The sequence below is a fragment of the Adhaeribacter terreus genome (assembly GCF_042657365.1).
GTDB classification, from domain to species: domain Bacteria; phylum Bacteroidota; class Bacteroidia; order Cytophagales; family Hymenobacteraceae; genus Adhaeribacter_A; species Adhaeribacter_A terreus.
In genome coordinates, this window is the sequence record NZ_JBHSKT010000001.1 from 254,323 (window position 1) to 275,646 (window position 21,324).

Annotated in this window: 12 protein-coding genes; 2 read left to right on the forward strand and 10 right to left on the reverse strand. The window is 46.5% G+C overall.

All coding sequences use genetic code 11. From position 1 onward, the window contains the following. Window positions 1–484 precede the first annotated feature (484 nt). The 8 genes from ACFPIB_RS01170 to ACFPIB_RS01205 all read right to left on the reverse strand — a co-directional run bounded on the left by ACFPIB_RS01170 (window position 485) and on the right by ACFPIB_RS01205 (window position 15,321). Window positions 485–880 (reverse strand): VanZ family protein, encoded by a 396-nt coding sequence (locus tag ACFPIB_RS01170; protein WP_378015581.1) that lies wholly within the window; start codon window positions 878–880, stop codon window positions 485–487. A 10-nt stretch (window positions 881–890) separates the two neighbouring features. After that, complete coding sequence (gene gcvH, locus ACFPIB_RS01175) at window positions 891–1,271, reverse strand: glycine cleavage system protein GcvH (RefSeq protein ID WP_378015582.1); 381 nt, start codon at window positions 1,269–1,271, stop codon at window positions 891–893. A 173-nt stretch (window positions 1,272–1,444) separates the two neighbouring features. Continuing rightward, window positions 1,445–8,758, reverse strand: a complete 7,314-nt coding sequence (sov, locus tag ACFPIB_RS01180) for a T9SS outer membrane translocon Sov/SprA (RefSeq protein WP_378015583.1) — start codon at window positions 8,756–8,758, stop codon at window positions 1,445–1,447. A gap of 13 nt (window positions 8,759–8,771) precedes the next feature. Then, window positions 8,772–9,362 (reverse strand): Holliday junction branch migration protein RuvA, encoded by a 591-nt coding sequence (ruvA, locus tag ACFPIB_RS01185; protein ID WP_378015584.1) that lies wholly within the window; start codon window positions 9,360–9,362, stop codon window positions 8,772–8,774. Then, on the reverse strand, window positions 9,363–11,633 hold the full coding sequence (locus ACFPIB_RS01190; protein WP_378015585.1) for an NADP-dependent malic enzyme: 2,271 nt from the start codon (window positions 11,631–11,633) through the stop codon (window positions 9,363–9,365). It abuts the gene before it with no gap. A gap of 469 nt (window positions 11,634–12,102) precedes the next feature. Next, a complete protein-coding gene (locus tag ACFPIB_RS01195) occupies window positions 12,103–13,671 on the reverse strand; it encodes a lytic transglycosylase domain-containing protein (protein ID WP_378015586.1) in 1,569 nt (522 codons plus the stop codon). Further along, window positions 13,671–15,104 (reverse strand): Asp-tRNA(Asn)/Glu-tRNA(Gln) amidotransferase subunit GatA, encoded by a 1,434-nt coding sequence (gene gatA / locus ACFPIB_RS01200; protein ID WP_378015587.1) that lies wholly within the window; start codon window positions 15,102–15,104, stop codon window positions 13,671–13,673. Before gatA ends, ACFPIB_RS01195 begins: the two co-directional genes overlap by 1 nt. A gap of 4 nt (window positions 15,105–15,108) precedes the next feature. Further along, a complete protein-coding gene (locus ACFPIB_RS01205; RefSeq protein WP_200504214.1) occupies window positions 15,109–15,321 on the reverse strand; it encodes a Sec-independent protein translocase subunit TatA/TatB in 213 nt (70 codons plus the stop codon). A 245-nt stretch (window positions 15,322–15,566) separates the two neighbouring features. On the opposite strand from ACFPIB_RS01205, the gene ACFPIB_RS01210 reads away from it, so the two are divergent. Then, the gene (locus ACFPIB_RS01210; RefSeq protein WP_378015588.1) at window positions 15,567–16,553 is read left to right on the forward strand and encodes a GAF domain-containing DNA-binding protein; all 987 of its coding nucleotides are present in this window, start codon (window positions 15,567–15,569) and stop codon (window positions 16,551–16,553) included. Between the two features lie 376 nt (window positions 16,554–16,929). On the opposite strand, the gene ACFPIB_RS01215 is transcribed toward ACFPIB_RS01210, so the two are convergent. Then, window positions 16,930–17,703, reverse strand: coding sequence for a hypothetical protein (locus tag ACFPIB_RS01215; protein ID WP_378015589.1), 774 nt, complete (start codon window positions 17,701–17,703; stop codon window positions 16,930–16,932). Between the two features lie 207 nt (window positions 17,704–17,910). Further along, window positions 17,911–19,191, reverse strand: coding sequence for a murein hydrolase activator EnvC family protein (locus ACFPIB_RS01220; protein ID WP_378015590.1), 1,281 nt, complete (start codon window positions 19,189–19,191; stop codon window positions 17,911–17,913). A 210-nt stretch (window positions 19,192–19,401) separates the two neighbouring features. Here ACFPIB_RS01220 and ACFPIB_RS01225 point away from each other — a divergent pair, with 210 nt between their 5' ends. Further along, window positions 19,402–21,297, forward strand: coding sequence for a T9SS type B sorting domain-containing protein (locus tag ACFPIB_RS01225; protein WP_378015591.1), 1,896 nt, complete (start codon window positions 19,402–19,404; stop codon window positions 21,295–21,297). The last annotated feature ends 27 nt before the right edge of the window (window positions 21,298–21,324 follow it).

Genomic DNA, 21,324 nt, shown 5'->3' on the forward strand with positions numbered 1-21,324 from the left:
CAGGATCTTCAGTTTGTCTTTGCTGGTTCTAATGCCGGCATCGGGAATAAAATCAAACCCGGGTTTCAGTTTCCGGTCGTTCAGTTTCAGCTCCGTTTCTAAAACGGTATTCACCGGCAACGAAAAAGTCTGGAAGTAATTTCCACCGAAATTTTTTAACCCGGCTTCCTGAAATTGTTGCTGAATGAAAATGGCCGCTTTTTTATCGCCTTCTTTTACGTAACCGCGGCCGTGCATTTCCGGTGCGCAAAGCATTTCAATATTTTTCCGCACCCGCGCCATCTGCTGCGCTTCGGAGCAAAACGGAAGAAAAAACGGTAGGAAAAAAAGGAGAAAAACCCGTGAACTGCGCATGCAACGAAGATAGCAGATTTAAGGCAGGTTGAATACGGTTTTCCTGAATTTGTATGGGCAAACCCTTGTGGTTGTCCTTCCCGCATTTCGGGTTTTTCAGTAAAAAACGCTATGGTTTAAGGCCCGAAAACTAGAAAATAAGCTTGCGCCGGGAAAGGAAATAGAAAAGAACCGAGCCAAGAAAAATGCCGATCGCATCGGCAATCACATCGCCGGTTTCGCCGTGGCGGCCGCGTTTCATTACGGTTTGCAGCAACTCAATAATTACGCCCAGAAAAAAGCAAATAACTACTGAAAGTCCCATGGCAAATTGCAGGAACCGGGCGCCGCCATAATGGAAATATAAACTTCGAATGAGTAAAAAAGCCAGCAGCCCGAAAACCCCGATGTGCGCCAGCGTATCGAAAGAAAGGAGTTCCCATTTGGGAGTTTTGGGAAGCGATTCTGAGGGCAGCAGCGTTAAAAAAAGAATGACTGCTGCCCACAAAATTGCCGGGAAATGATAACGGAGAAAAGTAGTTACCACAAAAAAATAATTAAGCGCCGATCAGTTCGCCGTAAGCTTCTGCAGAAAGTAAACCATCCAGCTCCGCTTTATCGTCGATGCTCATTTTGATCATCCAGCCGTCGCCGTACGCATCGGAGTTTACCAGTTCCGGGTTAGAGCCCAGTTTTTCGTTCAGTTCCAATACCGTTCCGGTAAGCGGCGAAAACAGATCAGAAACCGTTTTAACAGCTTCAACCGTACCGAAAACTTCGTCTTTGTTTACTTTTTTGTCAACGGTGTCAATGTCTACATACACAATATCGCCAAGTTCGCGCTGGGCAAAATCGGTGATGCCTACGTAAGCTGTATCGCCTTCAATGCGTACCCACTCGTGCTCTTTGGTGTACTTCAGTTCGCCTGGTAAATTCATAGTGTTTTGATTGTTAATAGTTTATGTCTCAATTTTTATTGGTCTAGCGTATTAATAACCCAGCTGGTTAATTAAAAACCAAAAGTAGTTATTCAATTTACAATTAACAATCAGCAATCAACAATTAGCAATTAAATTAAAAGTACAGTTTTTTACCTGAAAACAATACCATTTTATTGCGATAAACTGTAACGTAACTGTACACCGCCTTCGGTAACCGTATTTTTGAACGAAGTCGAAATTTTTGGATCCGAAATGGTGCGCGTAAAGTAAAGCTGCAGGTTTAAACGCTGGTTAACCGTATAGTCTATGGTTGGGCGCAGCTGCAGCTGCATGTTGCCGTTGGTTACGGTATTATCGCTTTTCTCCACAATGGTTCCGTTCTCAGATCGCTGAATAATGCTGCGCTGAATAATGGTATTGTCGCGGATCGAAAGATCTAAACGGCCGGTCAGTTCGTTTTTCAGGGTTTTGTATTCGCCGTTAATTTTAAACGGTATCCGGAAATTCGAAGTGCTGTAACCAGCCCCAATTACCAGGTCTTTTACGTGGTTTTCGGTTACCTGCGCATTGCTCAGGTTCAGGCTCAGGTTCCGTTCAGTTTTATATTCTACCCGGCCGGTTATGTTGTTCTTCGTTTTAAAATTCACTCCCAGCAGCGGCGTAAGGCGTTCCATGATGGTTACCTGGCTCACTACGTAGTAAGGAATAAATTGCCCCTGTTCGTTCTTTATGTTCGGGAAATCGAGGTTCGGGGTTAAATAAGAAAGCGAGCTGGCAAAATTCGTAACGCCATACGTGCTTTGATAACCGTGCGAAATAGAGATCGAACTTAAATAGCGTTTCACAAATTCCAGGTTTGAAAGCCCCGAATAATCGATCCGCCAGTTAGGCAACGGAATCCGTTTGGTCAGGTCGCGGGCTTTAGCTCTTTCTGTTTTATAACCCGAAGCATCTTTGCCTTGGTACGCCAGCTGGAAAGCCGGGATCAGCACGTCCTGCGAGTTCAGTTTGTAAACCGAATCTGCCGGGTTACCACTTGCATTGGTAAGCGGATCGTTCAATAGTCTGGTCAGAATTTCCTTCCGGTTAGCAATGAATTGCTCAAACGCTTCCGATACATTTTTATTCGGGCCGCTATCCGGTCTTTTTTCAAACATCGTCTGGATCGTGATGGTAGAAACGCTGAACGAACCGGTATTGATCGGGTTCTGCGCTTCAGCCGGACGATCCGGAATTGCAAAGCCAGTATTTTCATCCACCGGCCGGCGGTAGAACACTTCCCGGATATCCGAAACATCTTTCTTGGCATCTACCAGAATGTTGAAGTTCCGGATCGGTTGCAGTTCGGTGCGCATATTCAGGCTCCAGGTTTTTAACGAACTCAGCGGCGTTTGTAAATACTGGCTGCTGTCGGTGTACCAACCGTTGCGGTCCGCGCGGTTATAAAGCTCATCTAAGCTGTATTGTTTACCGGCAACAAACCCAAAGCCCGGCGCGCCAAAACCTTCTTCAAAACCAAAGAATTTCGTACCTGGCAAATAACCTGGTAGTAAACTTCCTTCACTGCGCACGTACGTTACGTTCAGAGTCCTGGCCGTCATTAAACCGCGTAAAATGGTTTTCAGCGCTTTCAGTTCCGGGCCTTTCGTCGTGTCTTTCTTGGCTTCTGTTGGTTTTACCGCAGCTGTTCCCGGTTTAACCGGAACTTTCGGTGCCGGTCGTTTTGCTTCAGCTTGTTTAGGCTGCTCGTTGTTTATCTTGTTCAGGAACTTCACTTTGTTGTAAAGTTTTACCAGGTCAATTCGTCCGTTTACGCTGGTTTCGGTATTATTCTGTATGGTATTCCCCAGTTTCAGCTGCGAAGAAGCCGTATCGGAAACCGAATTCAGGAAGTTGGAGCTGGCCGTCCAGGTATAGCTTACCTGGTAGCGCGTATCGGCACTAACCCAGTCCGTAAGCGGGAACTTATCCAGCGGTAAGCGGTAATTAAGCGCTGCTGTCTGGTCGAAGTTCGTATTCCGGCCAAAATTCTTCAGATTCTCAAAAGCTACTTTGTTGTTCTCTTTGGTCAGCGGTCCGTATGGTTCATCTACAATGGCGCGGTTCGTAGCGGTATAATCAAACGAAAGCGCTTTGGTCAGTTCCCATTTCAGGTCGTAGATCCGGTTAAAGAAGAACGTTTTCTGATACAGCGGCAAAATTCCGGTGGTTGTAGGTAACTCATACGGGTTATTCCGGCGCTGGAATTGTAATTCGTTGTAGCGGCGGTCCAGGTCTGCCCGGAAAGCCAGGCGGCTTGGCAGGAACGTAGCATTCAGTTCTTTTATCGGCCGCAGGTATGGGCTTTGGAACTTGGCGCTTTGCTCGAACGGCGCATAGTTTTTCGGGCTGGCATTATAAGTATAAGCCAGGCCGCCGGAATAAATTTTGGTCAGGTCGCGGTCCGTTAAAATATCGGTGTGCAGTTTTTCGCTGTAAGCATACGAAAGCGAGATGTTCTCAATGTCGTACACTTTCGGCTTGGAATTCGGATCGGTTTTTTCCTTCCTTACGTTCAGCAAACTGATGCTCTTGGTAGTGGTCCGGTCTAAAACTTCCTTTTTATAAGCAGCTTTTGCCTCGTTGGCTTCCGGAACATTATCATATTTCCCCAGCGACTGACTCAGTTCCATATCGCCTTCCAGCGGGTCGTAGCGCGGCTCGCTTTCAATTACGCCATATTGCACTGAAAGCGGTACTTTTAAACCTAACGCCGATGGCAGGAATTTATCGGCTACAATATTTGAGTTCAGGTCGAATTGGCGGGTGTTTTCGCGGGCGCGCTGCGCAATTTTCTGCTGAATGCCACCAAAGCCAACGGTAGTGTAACGACCGGTAGCAGTAATATCAGCAACGTCGGCAAGTTTAGCGTTTACGCGGGCAGTAGCAGCCCAGCCGGCAGTTTTATCAAAATCGGAGACGCGCATTTCGTTCACCCAGATACAAACGCTTTGTTCGGCACCATCATCGCGCGGGTTCAAAACACCGATCATCACGCCTTGCACCGCACTAAAATCCGGGTTACCTACTACCGTAATAGATTTTCCGTCTTCGCGGGTTACTGTAAAAGGCGTGCGGCGGTCATCGGTAGTCATATTCCGGCGGGCTTTGGCATCTACAAAATCCTGGAAAGCAATATCGATCTCGTTTTCTTTTGGCCAGATTGCATATGGGTCATTGGCGCCCTGCTGTGTCATTTTCAGCGGGATTGAATATTCGTAATAGTTCTGGGTATAGTCAGTACCAATGCGGATGAAAGCGCGCATTTGGCCGTCGCGGGTTATGTTGTTCGGGCTTTCGGCGTGAATGAACATTTTCAGGCGCTTGTAGATCAGCATGTCCATGGAAACGTTTTTGTAAACCGCCTTGCCATATTTATCTACCAGATTTTCAACGCAGATCTGCATAGACTGCTCGTTCAAGCGGCGTTTGTTCTGCGAGGCATAATCATCCTGACGAACGGTTCCCGGAGGCAATACATACGGAATAGCACCCGCACTTACTTCGCCGTTCTCTTCAATATTCACCGCCGAAACGTCGAATTTATCGGCGCTCGGATCGCAGATACCGGTACAAGGTTCGTTATTCTCGATAATGGCCGTCTGGAATTTACGCCACTGATTCGCCACAAACTGGAACTGTACAAAACGCAGCACCGCCGGTTGTTCAAAATCGGTAAGGTACATGCGCAGGAAACGGATAGATTTATAACCGCTTATGCCGCCAATATTACGGGCCAGCGGGCTGCGAACCGGGATCCGGAACTGATACCAGCTTACAATCTCACCGTTAATTTCATTTTCTACCTTATCTACAATGTAAGGGTTCGTACCAACTGCTAACTGGCCGGGTTCCAACGGAATGGAATATTCGTAATAGCGCTCCACATCCGAAACAATATTATCCTTGTTCAGGTCTTCTTTATCTGGGAAAGTATAAGAAGTTTCGATACTGTTTTCCGGCGAGTTGCCTTCCATGCCGTTATAGTTTTTATAGCGGCCCAGAATTTTTACGTCGCGGTTGGTATAGTCGGCGTTCAGGTGGTGCTTGAAATTATCGTTGGAAGGGTCATCTAAAGTGCTGTAAATACCGCTAAAGAATTGCTTTTCATCGCTGTCGTTTAAGCCATCCAGACCAATATCCTGACGGCTCCGCGAACCGGCATCGTTGTCGAATGCATCGGTTAAGAATTGCAACGTACTTACTCTCCCCCATGGAGTGCGGTCGGTATCTTCCTCCGGGTCAGCGCCGGTTGGTAAACCGTTCTCGAAAGAATACTGGTTAGCATCTTTCATCAGGTCTTCCGAAACATTACCCAGGTTAAAGACCAGGCGGCCGCCGGTCGTATTGTTTGTAGCCGGGTTCTCGTTGTCGTTTACCACGCCGTTCGGGCCGGGCAGGAAAGGATCCATCAGCCAGAATTCCATGTATTCGATATTGGCATTATCGAAATCTGTATCGAAAGTAATTTCCCGGCTGATACCGCCGTAATTGCGTTTCAGATCACGTGTTGGGTTGAAATGCTTCCCATCAGCTGCTACATCTGGCGAATAATTGTATTGGCCGCGTTCGCCAGGGTAATACGCTACGTCAAAGGTATATTCGTTATTGTTAGCGATCTCCGGGTCACGGTTCGGAAAAAGCTCGCGTTTCTGTACTGCCCGCACATAATGGTTTTTAATGTCGGCGGTAGTAATGTTGCTTGGTTTCTGGCCGCTGCCGGTGTAATAAACCTGGTCAATAGAATACCAGGCAATTTTTGCACGGTTATATGCATATTCCAGACCCAACGCAGCAGCATTAAAACGATTATCAGGCGTTACCGGTGTGGTAGCCAAACGCCAGCCGGAAGTTCCGAATCCTCCAAGCGTATATGGGGTTTTTACGCTTTCAAAATCATCGATGAATGAAACGCCATCTTCGCCCCGCAATTTCGATTTGGCCGGCAAAAGCTGGGCAAATTCGCTGTTAATAGTTACTACCGATGGTACTTTTGTCTGAATGATAGGGAGTCTGTCGATCATTTTGGTCAGGAATCGGGACTCTCGGCGATAATTCAGATCCAAACCATAAATGGTATTGTTGGTTGGCTCATCGCCAATGCCTACGCGGTAAACAAAGGGTTTTTCGGCCAAATGCAATACCGTTCCACCCAAAGCAAAATCCGGATTTAATCTATAATCGAAGCGCGCACCAAGTAAGGTGCGGGGCTGCACATTTACGATCTGGGCTTTCTCGAAATTTACTTTCAGATTGCTGGCCGAATTCAGGTAACTCGGGTTCAGGATCTTTACGCGGCCTAACTGGTAATTTACCTGGTAATCTACATTTTCCTGCAGCTGTGTTCCGCCCGAAAATACGGTAACCGAACCTTCCGCGATCTGAATACCAGGTAATAGAATTTCGTCGGTTGCGGTGGCCTGGTAGCGGCCCTGTAAAAAGAATTTGTTCTTGTTGGCAAATTGCTGTGCGTCCGTTTGGGTAGAATCGTAAAGCTCCTGGTAAACATATTTCTGGATCAGCGCATCTTCCGTGCCCGGATCGAATTTACTGCGCAGGTAACTGCCGAACGGCTCTACTTCCGGGAAAATAATGCGGCCGTTTTCCGGATCGATGGTAATATCCGTTAAAAAGTCGAAGTTACCGTCGGAAGGTTTATCGTTGTTGCGGTTTACATTGTCGAGGTTAAAAACCGAAACCAAAGGCCGGTCTTTTACCTGATTACCTTCCCGCAGGCTATTAATATCAACACCTGTTTCGTCATCTTTATAAATAACGTTCAGCTGAAAATTGTCGCGACTTACCTGGCTGGCATTCAGCGAGTAAATGTTTTTCATCATCAGATCCCAGGTTGGCAAGCCAAGTGCCGGGTTCGTAGATTTCAACATTTTAAGGAAGATCACCTGGTCGTCGGTAATGTTCTGATATTCGTCCTGTAGTTCACCTACTTTGTAAGTTTTGCCGTTCAGGGTATATTCAAACGCTACGCCCAGAACCTGTTCCGGGAGCAAAGCCGAATTCAGGGAAATGTAACCAAGCTGCGGATTGAATTTATACTCGCCCTGATTCAGTTTCCGCGCTTTTACGTGTTCAAATTCTATGGCTTTCACCAGGCCCTGGCCACCTAAAACTGCATCGATCTGATTATTGTCCCGGGTGGTGCCTTTGGTAACCTGATCAAACAAAGAGTTGGCTTTATTATCAGCTGGCTTTCGCGGGCCACTGCCACCCGGGAACGAAAGCAAGGTGTCATAAACCGCATTGCGGTTACCTTCTGCCAGGTCCATTAAAGCAACCACGTTCCGCAGGTTTTCGGTAGCGCGGTTATCGTTGGTAATATAAACTTCCAGGCGCCGTATGGTAATACCTGAATTTACGAGTGGTAGATCTTTCAGCGCATTATCGTAGCGGTCGCGGAAGAATTGGGCGAGGAAGAAGTGGCGGTCTTTTTCGTAATCGCTGGCTTTTATTTCAAAGATCCGGTTCTGAGCCCCGTTCTGAATATTTACTTCATCTACTTGCCCGCGGATGTTGGAAGCAATAGTAGTAACGCCTAAGCGGCCAAACTGGAGCTGAGTTTTTACCCCGAATAAATTCTGGCCGCCGGAAATCAAACTGTTGTTGAGCGGAAGGCTTACGTTACCGGCTTCTATCTTACGAATAATTTCTTCGTCGTAACCGGTGTATTCCAGCTTCATGTTGTTTTCGAACTCGAAGTTGGCTTTGGTGTCCCAGTTAAAGGAGAGTTTTAGCTTTTCGCCGATTTGGCCGATCAGGTTCAGGGTAATGTTCTGATCGAATTCAAAGTCGCCGACGCGTTGCTGACGCAGCGGTAACTGGCGGTTGAAGTTCCGGTTAAAGCGGGCACCGAAACGCAGCGTTACGTTCCCGTTCGGGCGGATATCGACATAATTTCCTCCGAATATGCGATCGAAGGCGGAGCTGATGTAAATTTTAGGGATCACCCGTTTGCTGGCAACTACACTTTCGCCGTCCTGCCCGGCCGATTTGGTGCGCCAGTAATTCCGGATGGCCTGTTGCTGCTGGAATTTCGAATATTCCTCGAAGGTCATGTAGCTCGGGTTCCGGTAATCGAAACCGCCTATCTCTTCATTGATTTCGTAATAGCGCAGGCTATCATCTAAAGTAACGTTGGTTTTTACGTTGGCAGGGTCGCCGAGCAGCAAAGGCGAGTTGCTGCCCTGGTTAGAAAAAGGATCGCCGGGGCGGTCTTTAGGCCGATATGTTGGCTTTTTACTGGGCTGGTAAGGCCGGTTGCGCAGACTATCCTCTAAGGTAGTATCGGGAGGAAACAGGTCTTTGAAACTCCGTAAGTTAAAATTGTTACGCGTGCCGGTAGTTGCAGCCTGTGAAAGCCACGCTAACAGCGAAATAACGACCACCGAGGCCACAATCGTGTGTGTTCTTCCTTTATTCGAAATCAAGGTGCGTAAAAAGCTATGAAGATTTTAAAGCAAATTTTATCAGCTGTTCCACGCTGAGATGGTTTCCTTCGCGTTTCAGGATCGCGTCGAGTGACTTTTCAGCCACGTTTTTGGCAAAGCCCAGCGTTACCAGTGCAGATAACGCTTCGTTTCGGTTTGTATTGTGTGATACAACACTAAAAGCTGCTGCATCTATTGGGCTTTCTTTCCGGAATTTGTCTTTCAGTTCCAGAATAATGCGTTGAGCAGTTTTTGCGCCAATTCCCTTAACGTTTTGAATGGTTCGCACATCTTCTTTTACAATAGCCTGCTGAATTTCAGCTACGGTAAGCGAAGAAACGATCATTAAACCTGTGCCGGGACCTACGCCGGAAATAGAGATCAGGTGCAGAAAAACGTTCTTCTCGGCCGGATCTGAGAAACCGAAAAGCGTATGCGCATCTTCTTTAATATGCAGATACGTGTAGAGTTTGCAGCGTTCGCCTTCCTTTAAACTGGAAAATGTATTGAGGGAAATTTTGATCTGATACCCGATCCCACCTACGTCGATGATCACGTAGGTAGGGTCTTTATAGGTCAGTTTTCCGTCTATATATGCTATCATTTATAAGCTCCTGTTATAGTTTTGTGCATCTACTACGGCAATAGCCACCATGTTCACAATTTCGCGGATCGAGCTGCCTAACTGCAGAATGTGCACCGGCTTGCGCATACCCATCAGCACCGGACCAATGGCTTCGGCGCCGCCAATTTCCTGCAATACCTTGTAAGCAATGTTGCCGGAAGTAAGATCAGGAAATACCAAAGTATTGGCACCTTTTTCAGCTAATTCGCTGAACGGATAATGTTCTTTTAAAAGGTCGCAGTTCAGAGCAGTATTGGCCTGCATTTCCCCGTCTATGATCACACTAGGATAGCGTTGCTTAGCCATTTCAGCAGCTTTACGTGCCTTTTCAGGCATTTCACCGCTATTAGAACCGAAGTTGGAATAAGAAAGCACGGCAATACGAGGTTCTGTATCGAAGAAACGCACGGCCCGGGCCGTTAAGCCAATAATATCGCAGAGTTCTTCGGTTGTCGGGTTTACGTTTACGGTGGTATCGGCAAAGAAATAAGGCTCTTTCTTGCTCAGAATAATATACATGCCAGCCACTTTATTCACGCCTTCTTCCACGCCAATTACCTGCAGCGCCGGCGAAATGGTTTTGGAATAATCGCGCGTTAAACCGGAAATAAGGGCATCCGCTTCGTTGAGTTCTACCATTAAGCTGCCGAAATAAATACGGTCGCGCACTAAACGGCGGCTTTCGAATAAGCTGAGGCCTTTGCGCTTGCGTTTATCGAACAGGATCTGGGCAAATTTTTCGCGCTTTTCGTCTTCTTCAAACGGGTCGATGATCACGCATTCGCTCAGGTCGAGGTTGTTTTCGGCAATAATACGCTCGATCTTTTTGCGGTTACCTAGTAAAATAGGCTGGGCAATTTTCTGATCTTTTACGATCTGCGCTGCCTTCAGAATTTTTACGTGATCGGCTTCGGCAAATACCACGCGTTTCGGGTGTTGCTTGGCCTGCGCAATTATCCGGTTCATCAGCTTCTGGTCGATGCCAATGCGCTGCAGCAGTTGGTTATGATAACCTTCCCAGTCGGTTATTGGCTGCCGGGCTACACCAGTTTCCATAGCAGCTTTAGCTACGGCCGGCGAAATGGCGGTAATAAGGCGCGGATCGAGTGGTTTTGGAATTAAATATTCGCGGCCGAAAGCAATGGTATTATCAGCATAAGCTTTATTTACAATGTCCGGAACCGGTTCTTTGGCTAATTCTGAAAGCGCTTTTACGGCGGCCAGTTTCATGGCTTCGTTAATTTCGGTAGCGCGCACATCCAAAGCACCCCGGAAAATGTAAGGGAAGCCAAGTACGTTATTTACCTGGTTCGGATGGTCGGAGCGACCGGTAGCCATGATCAGATCGTCGCGGGTAGACATGGCCAGGTCGTATGGAATTTCCGGGTCCGGGTTGGCCAGGGCAAACACGATCGGGTTTTTAGCCATGGTTTTTACCAGTTCCGGCGGCAATACATTTCCAGCCGATAAGCCTACGAAAACGTCGGCGCCGTTCATGGCTTCGGCCAGCGTGTTTATTTTGCGGAGTGTTACGAATTGGGCGCGGTAAATATCCAGGTCGTTGCGGTGCGGGTTAATAATGCCGTCTTTATCGAACATTACAATATTATCGAGCTTCGCACCTAAGGCTACATAAAGTTTGGCACAGGAAATGGCTGCAGCGCCCGCGCCGTTCATTACAATTTGGGCTTCGCTGATCTTTTTGCCAACCAGTTCCAGCGCGTTCAGTAAAGCGGCACCCGAAATAATGGCCGTGCCGTGCTGGTCGTCGTGCATGAGCGGAATGTTCATTTTCTCGCGCAAGGCATTTTCGATCTTGAAACACTCCGGCGCTTTAATGTCTTCCAGGTTTATGCCGCCAAAAGTAGGTTCCAGCGAAGAAACAATGCGTACAAATTCTTCCGGATCGGTGCAGTCAATTTCAATGTCGAACACATCGATGCCGGCAAATTTCTTGAACAGTACGCCTTTGCCTTCCATAACCGGTTTGGACGCATCGGGACCAATATTGCCCAGTCCCAACACGGCGGTGCCGTTGGTAATTACGCCTACCAGGTTGCCTTTGGCGGTATATTTATAAACGTCGTCTTTATTAGCGGCAATTTCTTTGCAGGGTTCTGCTACACCGGGGGAATAGGCCAATGCCAGGTCGAGCTGGGTACTTACCATTTTGGTAGGCACCACTTCAATTTTTCCGGCAGGACTCTGGCTATGGTAATTAAGTGCTTCTTCTTTGTTAATTTTTATCATCTTCTGCGTTCGGTCCGTTCTAAAAACTTTCAGGCTGCGGATTATGTATCCGGCGCTTACAGGTTTTTTATAGTGTAAAAATGCAAGGCATTGGCCTTAACCTACAAATATAAGGGATTGCCCCGGATTGTTGCCACTACGTACCTTGTGCTTTTCAGTTATCTGTGAATTTTTTGAAGGGAATTTATCGGCCGAAGAAATACCGGTTTTTTGTCGGTTGCTGGAAAAAACGCTATGCTTTTAGCCCTGAAAAGTGAAGGGAATGAAATATGTTCGCCGTAGCAAGTTTTGAAAACGGTAGGGGTTTTGGCCTAAAAAGTGCGTGAAATATTAGCTGGTAAAAACGAAAGTGCTGAATCTAGCGCTCCGGTTTGTGCTAATTTACCAGAGAAAACGCTATGCTTTTCGGCCCGAAAAGTAAGGCATAAAAAAGCCCCGCAATTTGCAGGGCTTTGTAATTTCTATCCGTTTAGCTTAAGCTGATCACCAGTTTCTGGCCCGGTTTCAGTTCGTTACTTTTCAGGTTGTTTTTCTTTTTGATTTCTTCCACCGTTATGCCTTCATACTTTTTAGAAATGTTCCAGAGTGTATCGCCAGGCTGTACCGAATGAATAATGATCGGGGTTTTAGGAGCGGTTTTTTTGGAAACGGCTTTTTTGTTGTGGCTGGCTTTTACAATTTGTACCGGAGCAGGTTTGGTTTCAACTACCGTTTCTTCGGTGGTTTTTACTTCTGCAGAAGCCAATGCATTTGTTTGCGCCGAATCTGCAACTGCCGGCTGATGAATTACCAGTTTCTGATTGGCGAACACCATCGTGTTTTTCAGATTATTCCAAGTTTTCAGATCTTCAATAGAAACGTTGTGTTCCTTTGCTATCTTACCCAAGTTGTCGCCGCGTTGAACTACGTATGGCATCTTCTGCGCATTGTCAGCGGCTGAATCCGGTTGTTTTTCCGGGGTTTGCTTCGCGATCATCACCGGCTCCTGCGGTATCAATTTTGGCTGAACCGGTTTCGGGGTTAAATAACGCGCATTCTGGAAGATCGTGCTGCGGTTCTGCGCAATTACTGGGCGTTTTTCGGCCGGCACTTTTATCGCGAAATTCCGTACCGTTTCCGGTATAAAATCTTTCTTCAAAGCCGGGTTCAGGTTTTTCAAAGCTTCCGGAGTCATATTGAGTTCCGCCGAAAACTTCGCCAGATCAAGGCCTTGGTTTAGCAGAACGGTATCGGTAGCAATGGCAAACTGAATAGAATCTGAAGATATCTTGTGGTGGCCGGCGTAATTCATGGCATACATTACGGCCGTGAAAGAAGGAACGTAGCCACGGGTTTCTTTAGGCAGGTAAGGGAAAATTGCCCAGAAGGTTTGCTGGCCGCCGCCGGCGCGTTTTATGGCTTTGCGTACGTTGCCCGGACCGCAGTTATAAGCGGCCAAAGCCAGTTCCCAGTCGCCGAACATATTGTGGAGTTGGCGCAGGAATTTGCAGGCAGCCTCGGTAGATTTTTCCGGATCCATGCGCTCGTCGTAAAACGAATTCTGCACCAGTTTAAAATCTCCGCCGGTTGCCGGCATAAATTGCCACAATCCTAATGCCCCTACATGTGATTTTGCCTTCGGGTTCAGCGCTGATTCAACTACCGCTAAATATTTCAGCTCAAGCGGCATGTTGTGCTTCTTCAGGTATTTCTCGAAAAGCGGAAAGTATAGATTCTCGCGCTCCAGCATCCGGCGGGTATATTTCCGGTTCCGGATGGTGAAATAATCTACATAGCTGCGCACAAACGGGTTGAACGTAAGCGGAATGGAAGATTTGATGCAGCTTAACCGGTCCTGAATCACTTCGTCCGGCTCATTAGGAATTAGCTCGCTGAACAACGCGAAATGTTCCGGCAGAAAAAAAGTAGAATCCAGTTTCAGGCTCACAGAATCTTTGGAAAGCTTTTTTTGCAGCCCGGTATTACGATCGGTATCTGCTATTGCAGTATGCCAAACGCTTATAAACAAGGTTACTAAAAAAAGCTTTCCGAATTTCATCAGGTAGAAACTAAAATATTGTCAGTCAGGTATTTAGAAAAAGCAAATAATTCCTGTTCTTCAAACGAACGGCCAATTAACTGTAAACCGATCGGAAGGTTGGTAGCGTCGGTGCCAGCCGGAACCGAGATTGCCGGTACGCCGGCCAGAGATGCCTGTACGGTAAAAATATCGGCCAGGTACATGGCTAACGGATCTTTCGCATTTTCGCCAATGCTAAAGGCCGTGGTTGGCGCGGTAGGCAGAATTAAAAAGTCGAAACGGCTCAGTAATTCGTCGGTTTTTTCTTTTATCAGGCGGCGCACTTTCTGAGCTTTGGTGTAGTAAGCATCGTAATAGCTGGCGCTCAAAACGAACGTTCCCAGCATAATGCGGCGCTGTACTTCTTCGCCAAAACCTTCGGCGCGGCTTTTCTTGTAAAGCGAATTCAGGTCAGTAGCTTCCGCGCTACGGTGGCCATATTTCACCCCGTCGAAACGCGAAAGATTCGAGCTTGCTTCGGCGGTGGTTAAAATATAATAGGTCGGCACCATGTAATCGAGGTACGGAAAATCAACCGCTTCCACACTGTGGCCTTCGGCTTTCAAAGCTTCTATGGCATTTTCCATGGCCGCTTTTACTTCCGGCTGCAAGCCCGGGCTTTCCAGCGTATCTTTAATGTAACCGATCTTTTTCTTGCCGGAAACTTCCAGGTTTTGGCTGTAAGCCGGTACTTCGCGCTGGCTGGCAGTACTGTCAAATTCGTCGGCTCCGGCCATTACTTCCAACAGCAAAGCGGCATCTTCTACGGAGTGCGTAAGCGTGCCGATTTGGTCGAAGGAAGAAGCGTAAGCCACCAATCCGTAGCGCGAAATGCGGGAATACGTAGGTTTTAAACCAACTACACCACAAAACGCTGCCGGCTGACGAACAGAACCTCCGGTATCGGAACCAATGGAAGCAAAGCAAAGATCTGCCTGCACTGCCACTGCCGAACCACCCGAAGAACCACCCGGAACTTTAGAATTATCGGCGGCATTGAGCACGTTGCCAAACGAAGAATTTTCGTTGGAAGCACCCATGGCAAATTCATCGCAGTTCTGGCGGCCAATAATGATCGCATCTTCATCCAGAAGGCGCTGCACGGCAGTACCGGTGTATAAAGACTTGAAACCATTCAGGATCTGGCTCGAAGACTGCAACGTATGATCTTTATACGCCAGCACATCTTTCAGCCCGATAACTATACCCGCCAGTTTACCGGCAGTGCCATTTTTTAATTTGGCATCTACGGCTTCGGCCTGAGCAAGGGCTTCGTCAGCAAAAACTTCTAAAAAAGCATTCAGATGCGCATTGTCCTGAATGTTTTGTAAATAAAACCGGACCAGATCGCTGCAGGACGTGGTGCCTGCAGCTATATCGGTCCGGATAGCGCGGAGTGAGCGGTAACGCATTCGCTTAGTTTGCTTTTGGTTCGTCTTTTACGCCGTTCTCTATTTCAGATTTAATTTCTTTGGTAGCATCTTTAAATTCGCGGATGCCGCGGCCCATGCCTCTTGCTAATTCCGGGATCTTTTTAGCACCGAACAGCAAAAGAACAATTAATAAAATTACCATGATTTCGCCGGTGCCAATATCGCCGAGGAAAGCAAAAACGGTATTTAAAGCCATAACTTACTGGTTTAAAAGTAAAAAATAAGGACTACAAAAATAGGTATTATTTCAATACAAGACCAGAAAAGCCGATAAAGTTTAAAAACGGTATCATTTTCCTGAAAAAAAGTGCACAAGGTGCTTTCAGGGCTAATAACAGGCCAGGAAAAAATATTGGACCTAAAACTATGATACTCCAAGCCAAGGCGTAACTTCGCAAAGCAGTAACCGCAGCGGCCAATTTTTCGCTATACTTAAAGATCATGACAAGCCAGCCCAAACTGAACGGAACAACTACCGAAGAAAAGCAAGCCTTTGTGGGAAGTAAGATCTATGCGCAGCCGCTGCAGGAATACGCCCGCCTCGAAGCCCTTGAAAGTTACGACATTCTGGATACTGCCCCTGAAGCTGATTTTGATGACCTGACCCGCCTGGCAGCTTATATCTGTGAAACGCCCATCTCGCTTATTTCTTTAATAGATGCGCAACGGCAATGGTTTAAATCGAAACTGGGTTTAGAAGTGCCCGAAACGCCGCGCGAAATTTCTTTTTGCCAGTATGCCATTTTGCAGCCCGATGTTTTTGAAGTGGAAGATGCTACCCGCAACGAAATTTTCCGCAACAATCCGCTCGTTACCGGCGATCCGAACATTCGTTTTTATGCCGGCGCGCCTTTAATTACCCACGACGGTTTTAGTTTAGGCACGCTTTGCATCATAGATACGGTGCCGCGCAGCCTCACGGAAAAACAGAAAGATGCGCTGCAAAGCCTGGCCCGCACCGTTGTAGCCCACCTGGAATTGCGCCGTGCGCGGTTCGCCCTCGATAACGAAAAAGAAAAACTGGAAAATCTGCTGAAGCTGGCAAACGGAGCCGTAAACGATGGTTTTGTAGCCGGAAAATCAGATATCTTTGTGAAGCAGGAATCGAGGCTGGTAAAAGTGAACGCCGCTGATATTTTATGGGTGGAGGCCTTGGGCGATTACGTGAATATTCATACGCACAAAGATCGCTACACGGTTTATGCTACCATGAAAGACATGGAAACCAAACTGCCGGGCAAAGATTTTGTGCGCGTGCACCGCAAATACATTATCGGCGTAGATAAAATAAAAACCATTGAAGACGATTCGGCGGTAATAGAAAAACGCGATACCAGCAACGCCGGCCACATGATGAACGGCCTGATGTACGTTCCGATCGGGAGTTCTTACAAAACTACTTTAATGAAACGCCTGAACCTGATCTGATTTTCTTTTCGGGAACAGCAGGCTTAAGCTTCTACAGAATTTTGATTTTTTACCGTTTCGGAAACCCGTTTTTCAGGCGCTAACGTATAAGTTTTTGGTGGTAACAAAATGTTCGCCCTGTATATTGTTCCGTTTATCAGCAAAATGCACCCGTTCATCGAAAAGTTAAACATTCCCCGAAATTAGAAGTTAAATTTGAAAAGAATATCGGGAAAACTTCCACAAAACACGGCTTTCCTGATTTTAAATTAGAAACATAAGTTTGTTTTCATAGCTCAGAAAGGCATCCTGCAAAGCGGGATGTTTTTTTTTGCCTTATGCTTAACAGTTTGTGGAACGCTATTGTTTTAAGCCCAAAAAGTGCCGGGTGCAGAAATTATTCGGATTTGTAAACGTACGTTTCGGTTTTAACCGTGCCATCGCTTAGCGTCTGGATTTTTTTCACCGGAAAACCCTTGTCGTTATACTCATAAGCGTTTGTGTAAAAACTTATAACCTGCCCGGCCTGGTTTTTCATTTCCATTTTCAGCTCGTTACCAGCAAACCGTACCGGATTAATATTGGTGTTCGCAAACGGGTCCATTTTGCCATCGAAGGTTAATTCAATTTTATCCTGAAACTGTCCGTGGTCGCCGGTTCCGGTAGTTTCTACCAGGTTATTACTTTTGTAAAGATATGTCCGGCTGTTTATCAGGTAATTGTCCGGCGTTTGGTCGCTCCACCGGGTTATGTTGCCGTTGGCCTCAAAAAGATACATCCGTTTGTGATGCAGGTTAGGCGTGCCGGTAGAATCTATATAAGAGTGGAGTAACTTTTGCGGCAATGTACCGCCGTTATATACCATTTCATCCTGCTCCAGAAAACGGCCGGTACTTCCGTAAACCTGTTTAAAATGTAAATTTCCATCAGCAAAATAGCTGAAAACACTGGAACGTTCCAATACATTATTTCCGAAAACTTCTTCTTTAACGATCTGGTTTTCTGAATTGTAAGTGTATTTTATTTTAACCACGTCGGGCGAATGCGAAGTGGTGCGGGTAATTTCAGTTGGGTAGAGGAGTAATTCCTGGTTTGGAGTTGGGTCAGATTTTTCATTTTTGCACGAAAAGAAGGCAAACGCTAAAAACAGGGCCGGCAGTAATTTTTTCATGGTTTTTTGGGAAAAGCAGGAGTAAGATTTGCATATTAAACAGCGCTGCTAACAAAATAGTATAAACCGCCGGATAAAATTTTCTTAGGTTCTTAAGTTTTCCGAAGAGAAGAAAACGGTATGCTTTCAGGCCGAAAAACTCACGGAAGCAACTTGAGTAACAAAAACGCTATGCTTTTCGGGTGAAAAACTGCCAGTAACCAACAATTATTTCGGTGCCAGCCAGCTTTCCGGGTTCAGGTTGCTGCTGTTTTTCCAGATCTGGAACTGAAGTTCAGTTGTGCCTTCAGCATTCGTGTAAATTGTCCCGATCACATCTTTCCGGTTCACCATTTGCCCTTCCGAAACACTTACCGTTTTCAGTTTGGCAAATACGGTAAAATAATCGCCGTGCTGGATCATTACAATGTTGTTCATGCCCGGCACGCTGGCCACGGTAAGCACTTTGCCATCAAAAACCGAGCGGGCCGCTTCGCCATGGCCGGTCTGAATATCGATGCCACGGTTTTCTACTACTACGCCTTTTAAAACCGGGTGTGCGTGTTTACCGAAGCGTTGCGAAATAAATCCCTTGCCAACCGGCCACAACAATCGTCCTTTATTTCCTGAAAATGAGGAAGAAAGCACGGCCATTTCCGGAGTCATGCTTACTTTGTTGGTTTCTACTTTGGTTTCGGCAGAACTGGTTTTACCGGCGCGGGCATCGGCAGCACTTTTGGCTTTGGCGGCGCGGGCAGCTCGGGCAATTTCCTCGCGCACCATATCGGCAATTAAATTATCGAGCTTGCGCACCGATTGTTGCCGGCGGGCTACTTCGCGGCGCAGCTCTTCTTCCTGCTTGCTTAGTTTCTGCACTACCTGGTCTTGCTGACCTTTCAGGTTCAGCAGGCTTCTTTTTTCGGCGAGTTGCTTTTCCAGGGCTTTTTGTTTTTCCTGCTGCTGTTGGGTGAGCGTATTTAATTCCTGGTTCAGGTTTTTGGTAACGCGGTTTATCTGGGCTACCTGGGCTTTGCGGGCATCGGCGTACTGGCGCAGATAACGCAGGCGCATGGTAAACTGGTTAAAACTCTCGGAAGCGAACAGAAACATGAGCCGGTTATAGCTGTTGGTGGTTTTTGCCGCCGAATAGATCATAAGCGCGTATTCCGCCTTCAGTTTTTCCAGGTCCGACTGCATGGAACTGACCAGCGTTTCGGTCTTTTTTACGTCTTTCTCGATGTAGTGCAACTCCGAACTCACGTTCCGGATCACGCCTTTCTGCACCGTAATTTTTTCTTTAATGGCATTCAGCTCGCCGAGCGAAGCTTCTTTTTTGGCGCGGGTTTGTTCCAGAATGCGGTTGGCTTCTTTAATGCGGCGCAGGTTTTCGCGTTTTTCCCGCTCCAGCGTAGCCCTGGATTTAGGTTTGCGTTGCGTGCGCTGCGCCGTAGTAGTAAGTGCCGCTACCAGTAAAAGACAGGAAAGAAGGTAAATAAAATAACGCCGCATGAAATAAACCACTCCTTTTTCAGGATTGCCAACCGCAAAGATGCGAAATACTGCAAAGAACTGCTAATAAACGCTATGGTTTTGGCGGGGGAAAGTCGGAGAGGTGAAATTTAAGACTAATAAACTGGCTATTGCAGAAATTTAAACACGAGGTAAAGCAACGGTTTGGAAGAATTTTACGACCTGTCTGTAGAGTGAAAAAATCTACCGATGACTTTAAGATTCCTTCTACTGATATTATTCTGCAGTTTAACCTTAACCACAAATGGCCAGGAAAAGCAAGGCGCCAACTGGTTTATTGGTGGTAGTTATAATAATAATGGACTTCCACCTTTTCCTGGTATTCATTTAGATTTTAACCATCCAAAAATATCTGCTTCCCAATTTCTTGTTAATGATCTGGGAATAGGCGCAGTTGCTACAATTAGCGATAGAAAGGGCAAACTTTTATTTTTTACCCGAAAGGGGTATGTTGCCACTCGGGTAAAAGTAAATGATGAATATCAATTAATGCCTAATGGCAATTCCCCTTCTTTTAATCCTGATGCAGACCTCATCATGCAAAACCCACAGGATGAACAACGCTATTATATTTTTTCAACTTGGCCCTCGAAGCACTTAGTTGTAAGAGAAGTAGATATGCGCCTAAATATTGGCTTCGGCGATGTGGTGGCAAACTCTTTAAGAGTGCTTAAAAGTGGTATTGGAATTGGTATGGCTGCCATGTTGCACGCGAATAATAAAGATTTCTGGCTTATTACTTCAGGCTTCTCCGGTGATAGTCTGTTGGCTTTCCCGGTTAATGCCGCTGGTATTGGAGTTCCGGTAGTTTCTCTTATCAATAGAAATCTCGATCCGATGAGCTGCCTCAAAAGCTCCCCCAACAGCCAAATGTTGGTTACAAGCGGAAAGCAGGGGATAGAGCTGTTTCATTTTAATAGGCAAACAGGTAGTATTGTTCCGCAGTATAGCCTTACAATTCCGGATTCAGCCAGACAAAAAGGTTTCTCTTTTTCTTTTTCACCGAGCAGTTCGAAATTATTCGTTGGTACTACTTATAAACCATATTACCATAATTCCGCTATCGTACAGTTTGATCTGAGCTCTGGCAATTCTCAACATATCCAGCAATCGGCAGTAACACTCTTTACTGATAGCAGTAGTAGATCGAGGCGGATATGTGATATGCAATTAGCTATTAACGGGAAAATATATATAACCCGAGGTGATCTCAATCAGGATCTTAGCGAAATCAGTTACCCTGACCAAGCCGGTTTTTCCTGTGGATTTAAACTTCAGTCCATACCTCTTTCTGGTACAGCAATTAACCTCCCAGCCTTAAACCAAACGCTTTTCCGTAACGTCAGCAAACTGCAGGCGCAAGCTAGCAGAGACACCATTTGCTATGGCGATTCTGTGCAGCTTTCAGCGTATGGCGCCGGGGCAGAACACTTCCAATGGGAAATTGCCAACGGTTTAACTTCCCCCAATGATACACTGGCTAATCCCATAGTCCGACCTACAACTACTACAATTTACCGGGTTATTGCTTCTTCTCCGTTCCGAACCGATACGGCTTTTGTAAAAGTAGTAGTCCGGAAAAATCCTGAAATGAAATTAAATGGCCCCGAAGAAGTTCTTACTTTAGCCGAGAACCAGGAATACCGGGTTTCAGGCGCAACGCCTGGAAGCACCTTGAACTGGCAGGTTTCCGGTGGCGAAATTGTTTCCGGGCAAGGCACAAACCGCATCCGGGTAAACTGGGCCGAAGCGCGTTCCGGAACGGTAAGTATAGTTGAAAACAATAAGAACGGGTGTAATTATTCCGAAAGCCTGACCGTTAAAATTGCTGGTTCGCCGCCGCCGGTTTTCTATAACATCATTACGCCCAACGGCGACAAACTGAACGATGCTTTTGTAATCCAAAACCTGAAATGGTACGCCGAAAACGAATTAAAGATTTACAACCGCTGGGGAGTAGAAGTTTTCCGGAAGCGGAATTATAAAAATAACTGGCAAGCTGAAGAATTGAGCAGTGGCGTTTACTTTTACCGTTTCCAGGCCGGTTCGCAAACCTGGAAAGGCTGGCTCGAAGTAGTAAAGTAATCATTAGTTTTTCAAATAAAAACGCTA

Excerpts from the sequence above, each read along its gene's own strand:
- ruvA (WP_378015584.1), bottom strand. The coding sequence starts at position 9,362 with ATGATAGCATATATAGACGGAAAACTGACCTATAAAGACCCTACCTAC.
- gcvH (WP_378015582.1), bottom strand. The coding sequence starts at position 1,271 with ATGAATTTACCAGGCGAACTGAAGTACACCAAAGAGCACGAGTGGGTA.
- ACFPIB_RS01190 (WP_378015585.1), bottom strand. The coding sequence starts at position 11,633 with ATGATAAAAATTAACAAAGAAGAAGCACTTAATTACCATAGCCAGAGT.
- ACFPIB_RS01225 (WP_378015591.1), top strand. The coding sequence starts at position 19,402 with ATGACTTTAAGATTCCTTCTACTGATATTATTCTGCAGTTTAACCTTA.
- ACFPIB_RS01220 (WP_378015590.1), bottom strand. The coding sequence starts at position 19,191 with ATGCGGCGTTATTTTATTTACCTTCTTTCCTGTCTTTTACTGGTAGCG.
- ACFPIB_RS01210 (WP_378015588.1), top strand. The coding sequence starts at position 15,567 with ATGACAAGCCAGCCCAAACTGAACGGAACAACTACCGAAGAAAAGCAA.
- gatA (WP_378015587.1), bottom strand. The coding sequence starts at position 15,104 with ATGCGTTACCGCTCACTCCGCGCTATCCGGACCGATATAGCTGCAGGC.
- ACFPIB_RS01215 (WP_378015589.1), bottom strand. The coding sequence starts at position 17,703 with ATGAAAAAATTACTGCCGGCCCTGTTTTTAGCGTTTGCCTTCTTTTCG.
- ACFPIB_RS01195 (WP_378015586.1), bottom strand. The coding sequence starts at position 13,671 with ATGAAATTCGGAAAGCTTTTTTTAGTAACCTTGTTTATAAGCGTTTGG.
- ACFPIB_RS01205 (WP_200504214.1), bottom strand. The coding sequence starts at position 15,321 with ATGGCTTTAAATACCGTTTTTGCTTTCCTCGGCGATATTGGCACCGGC.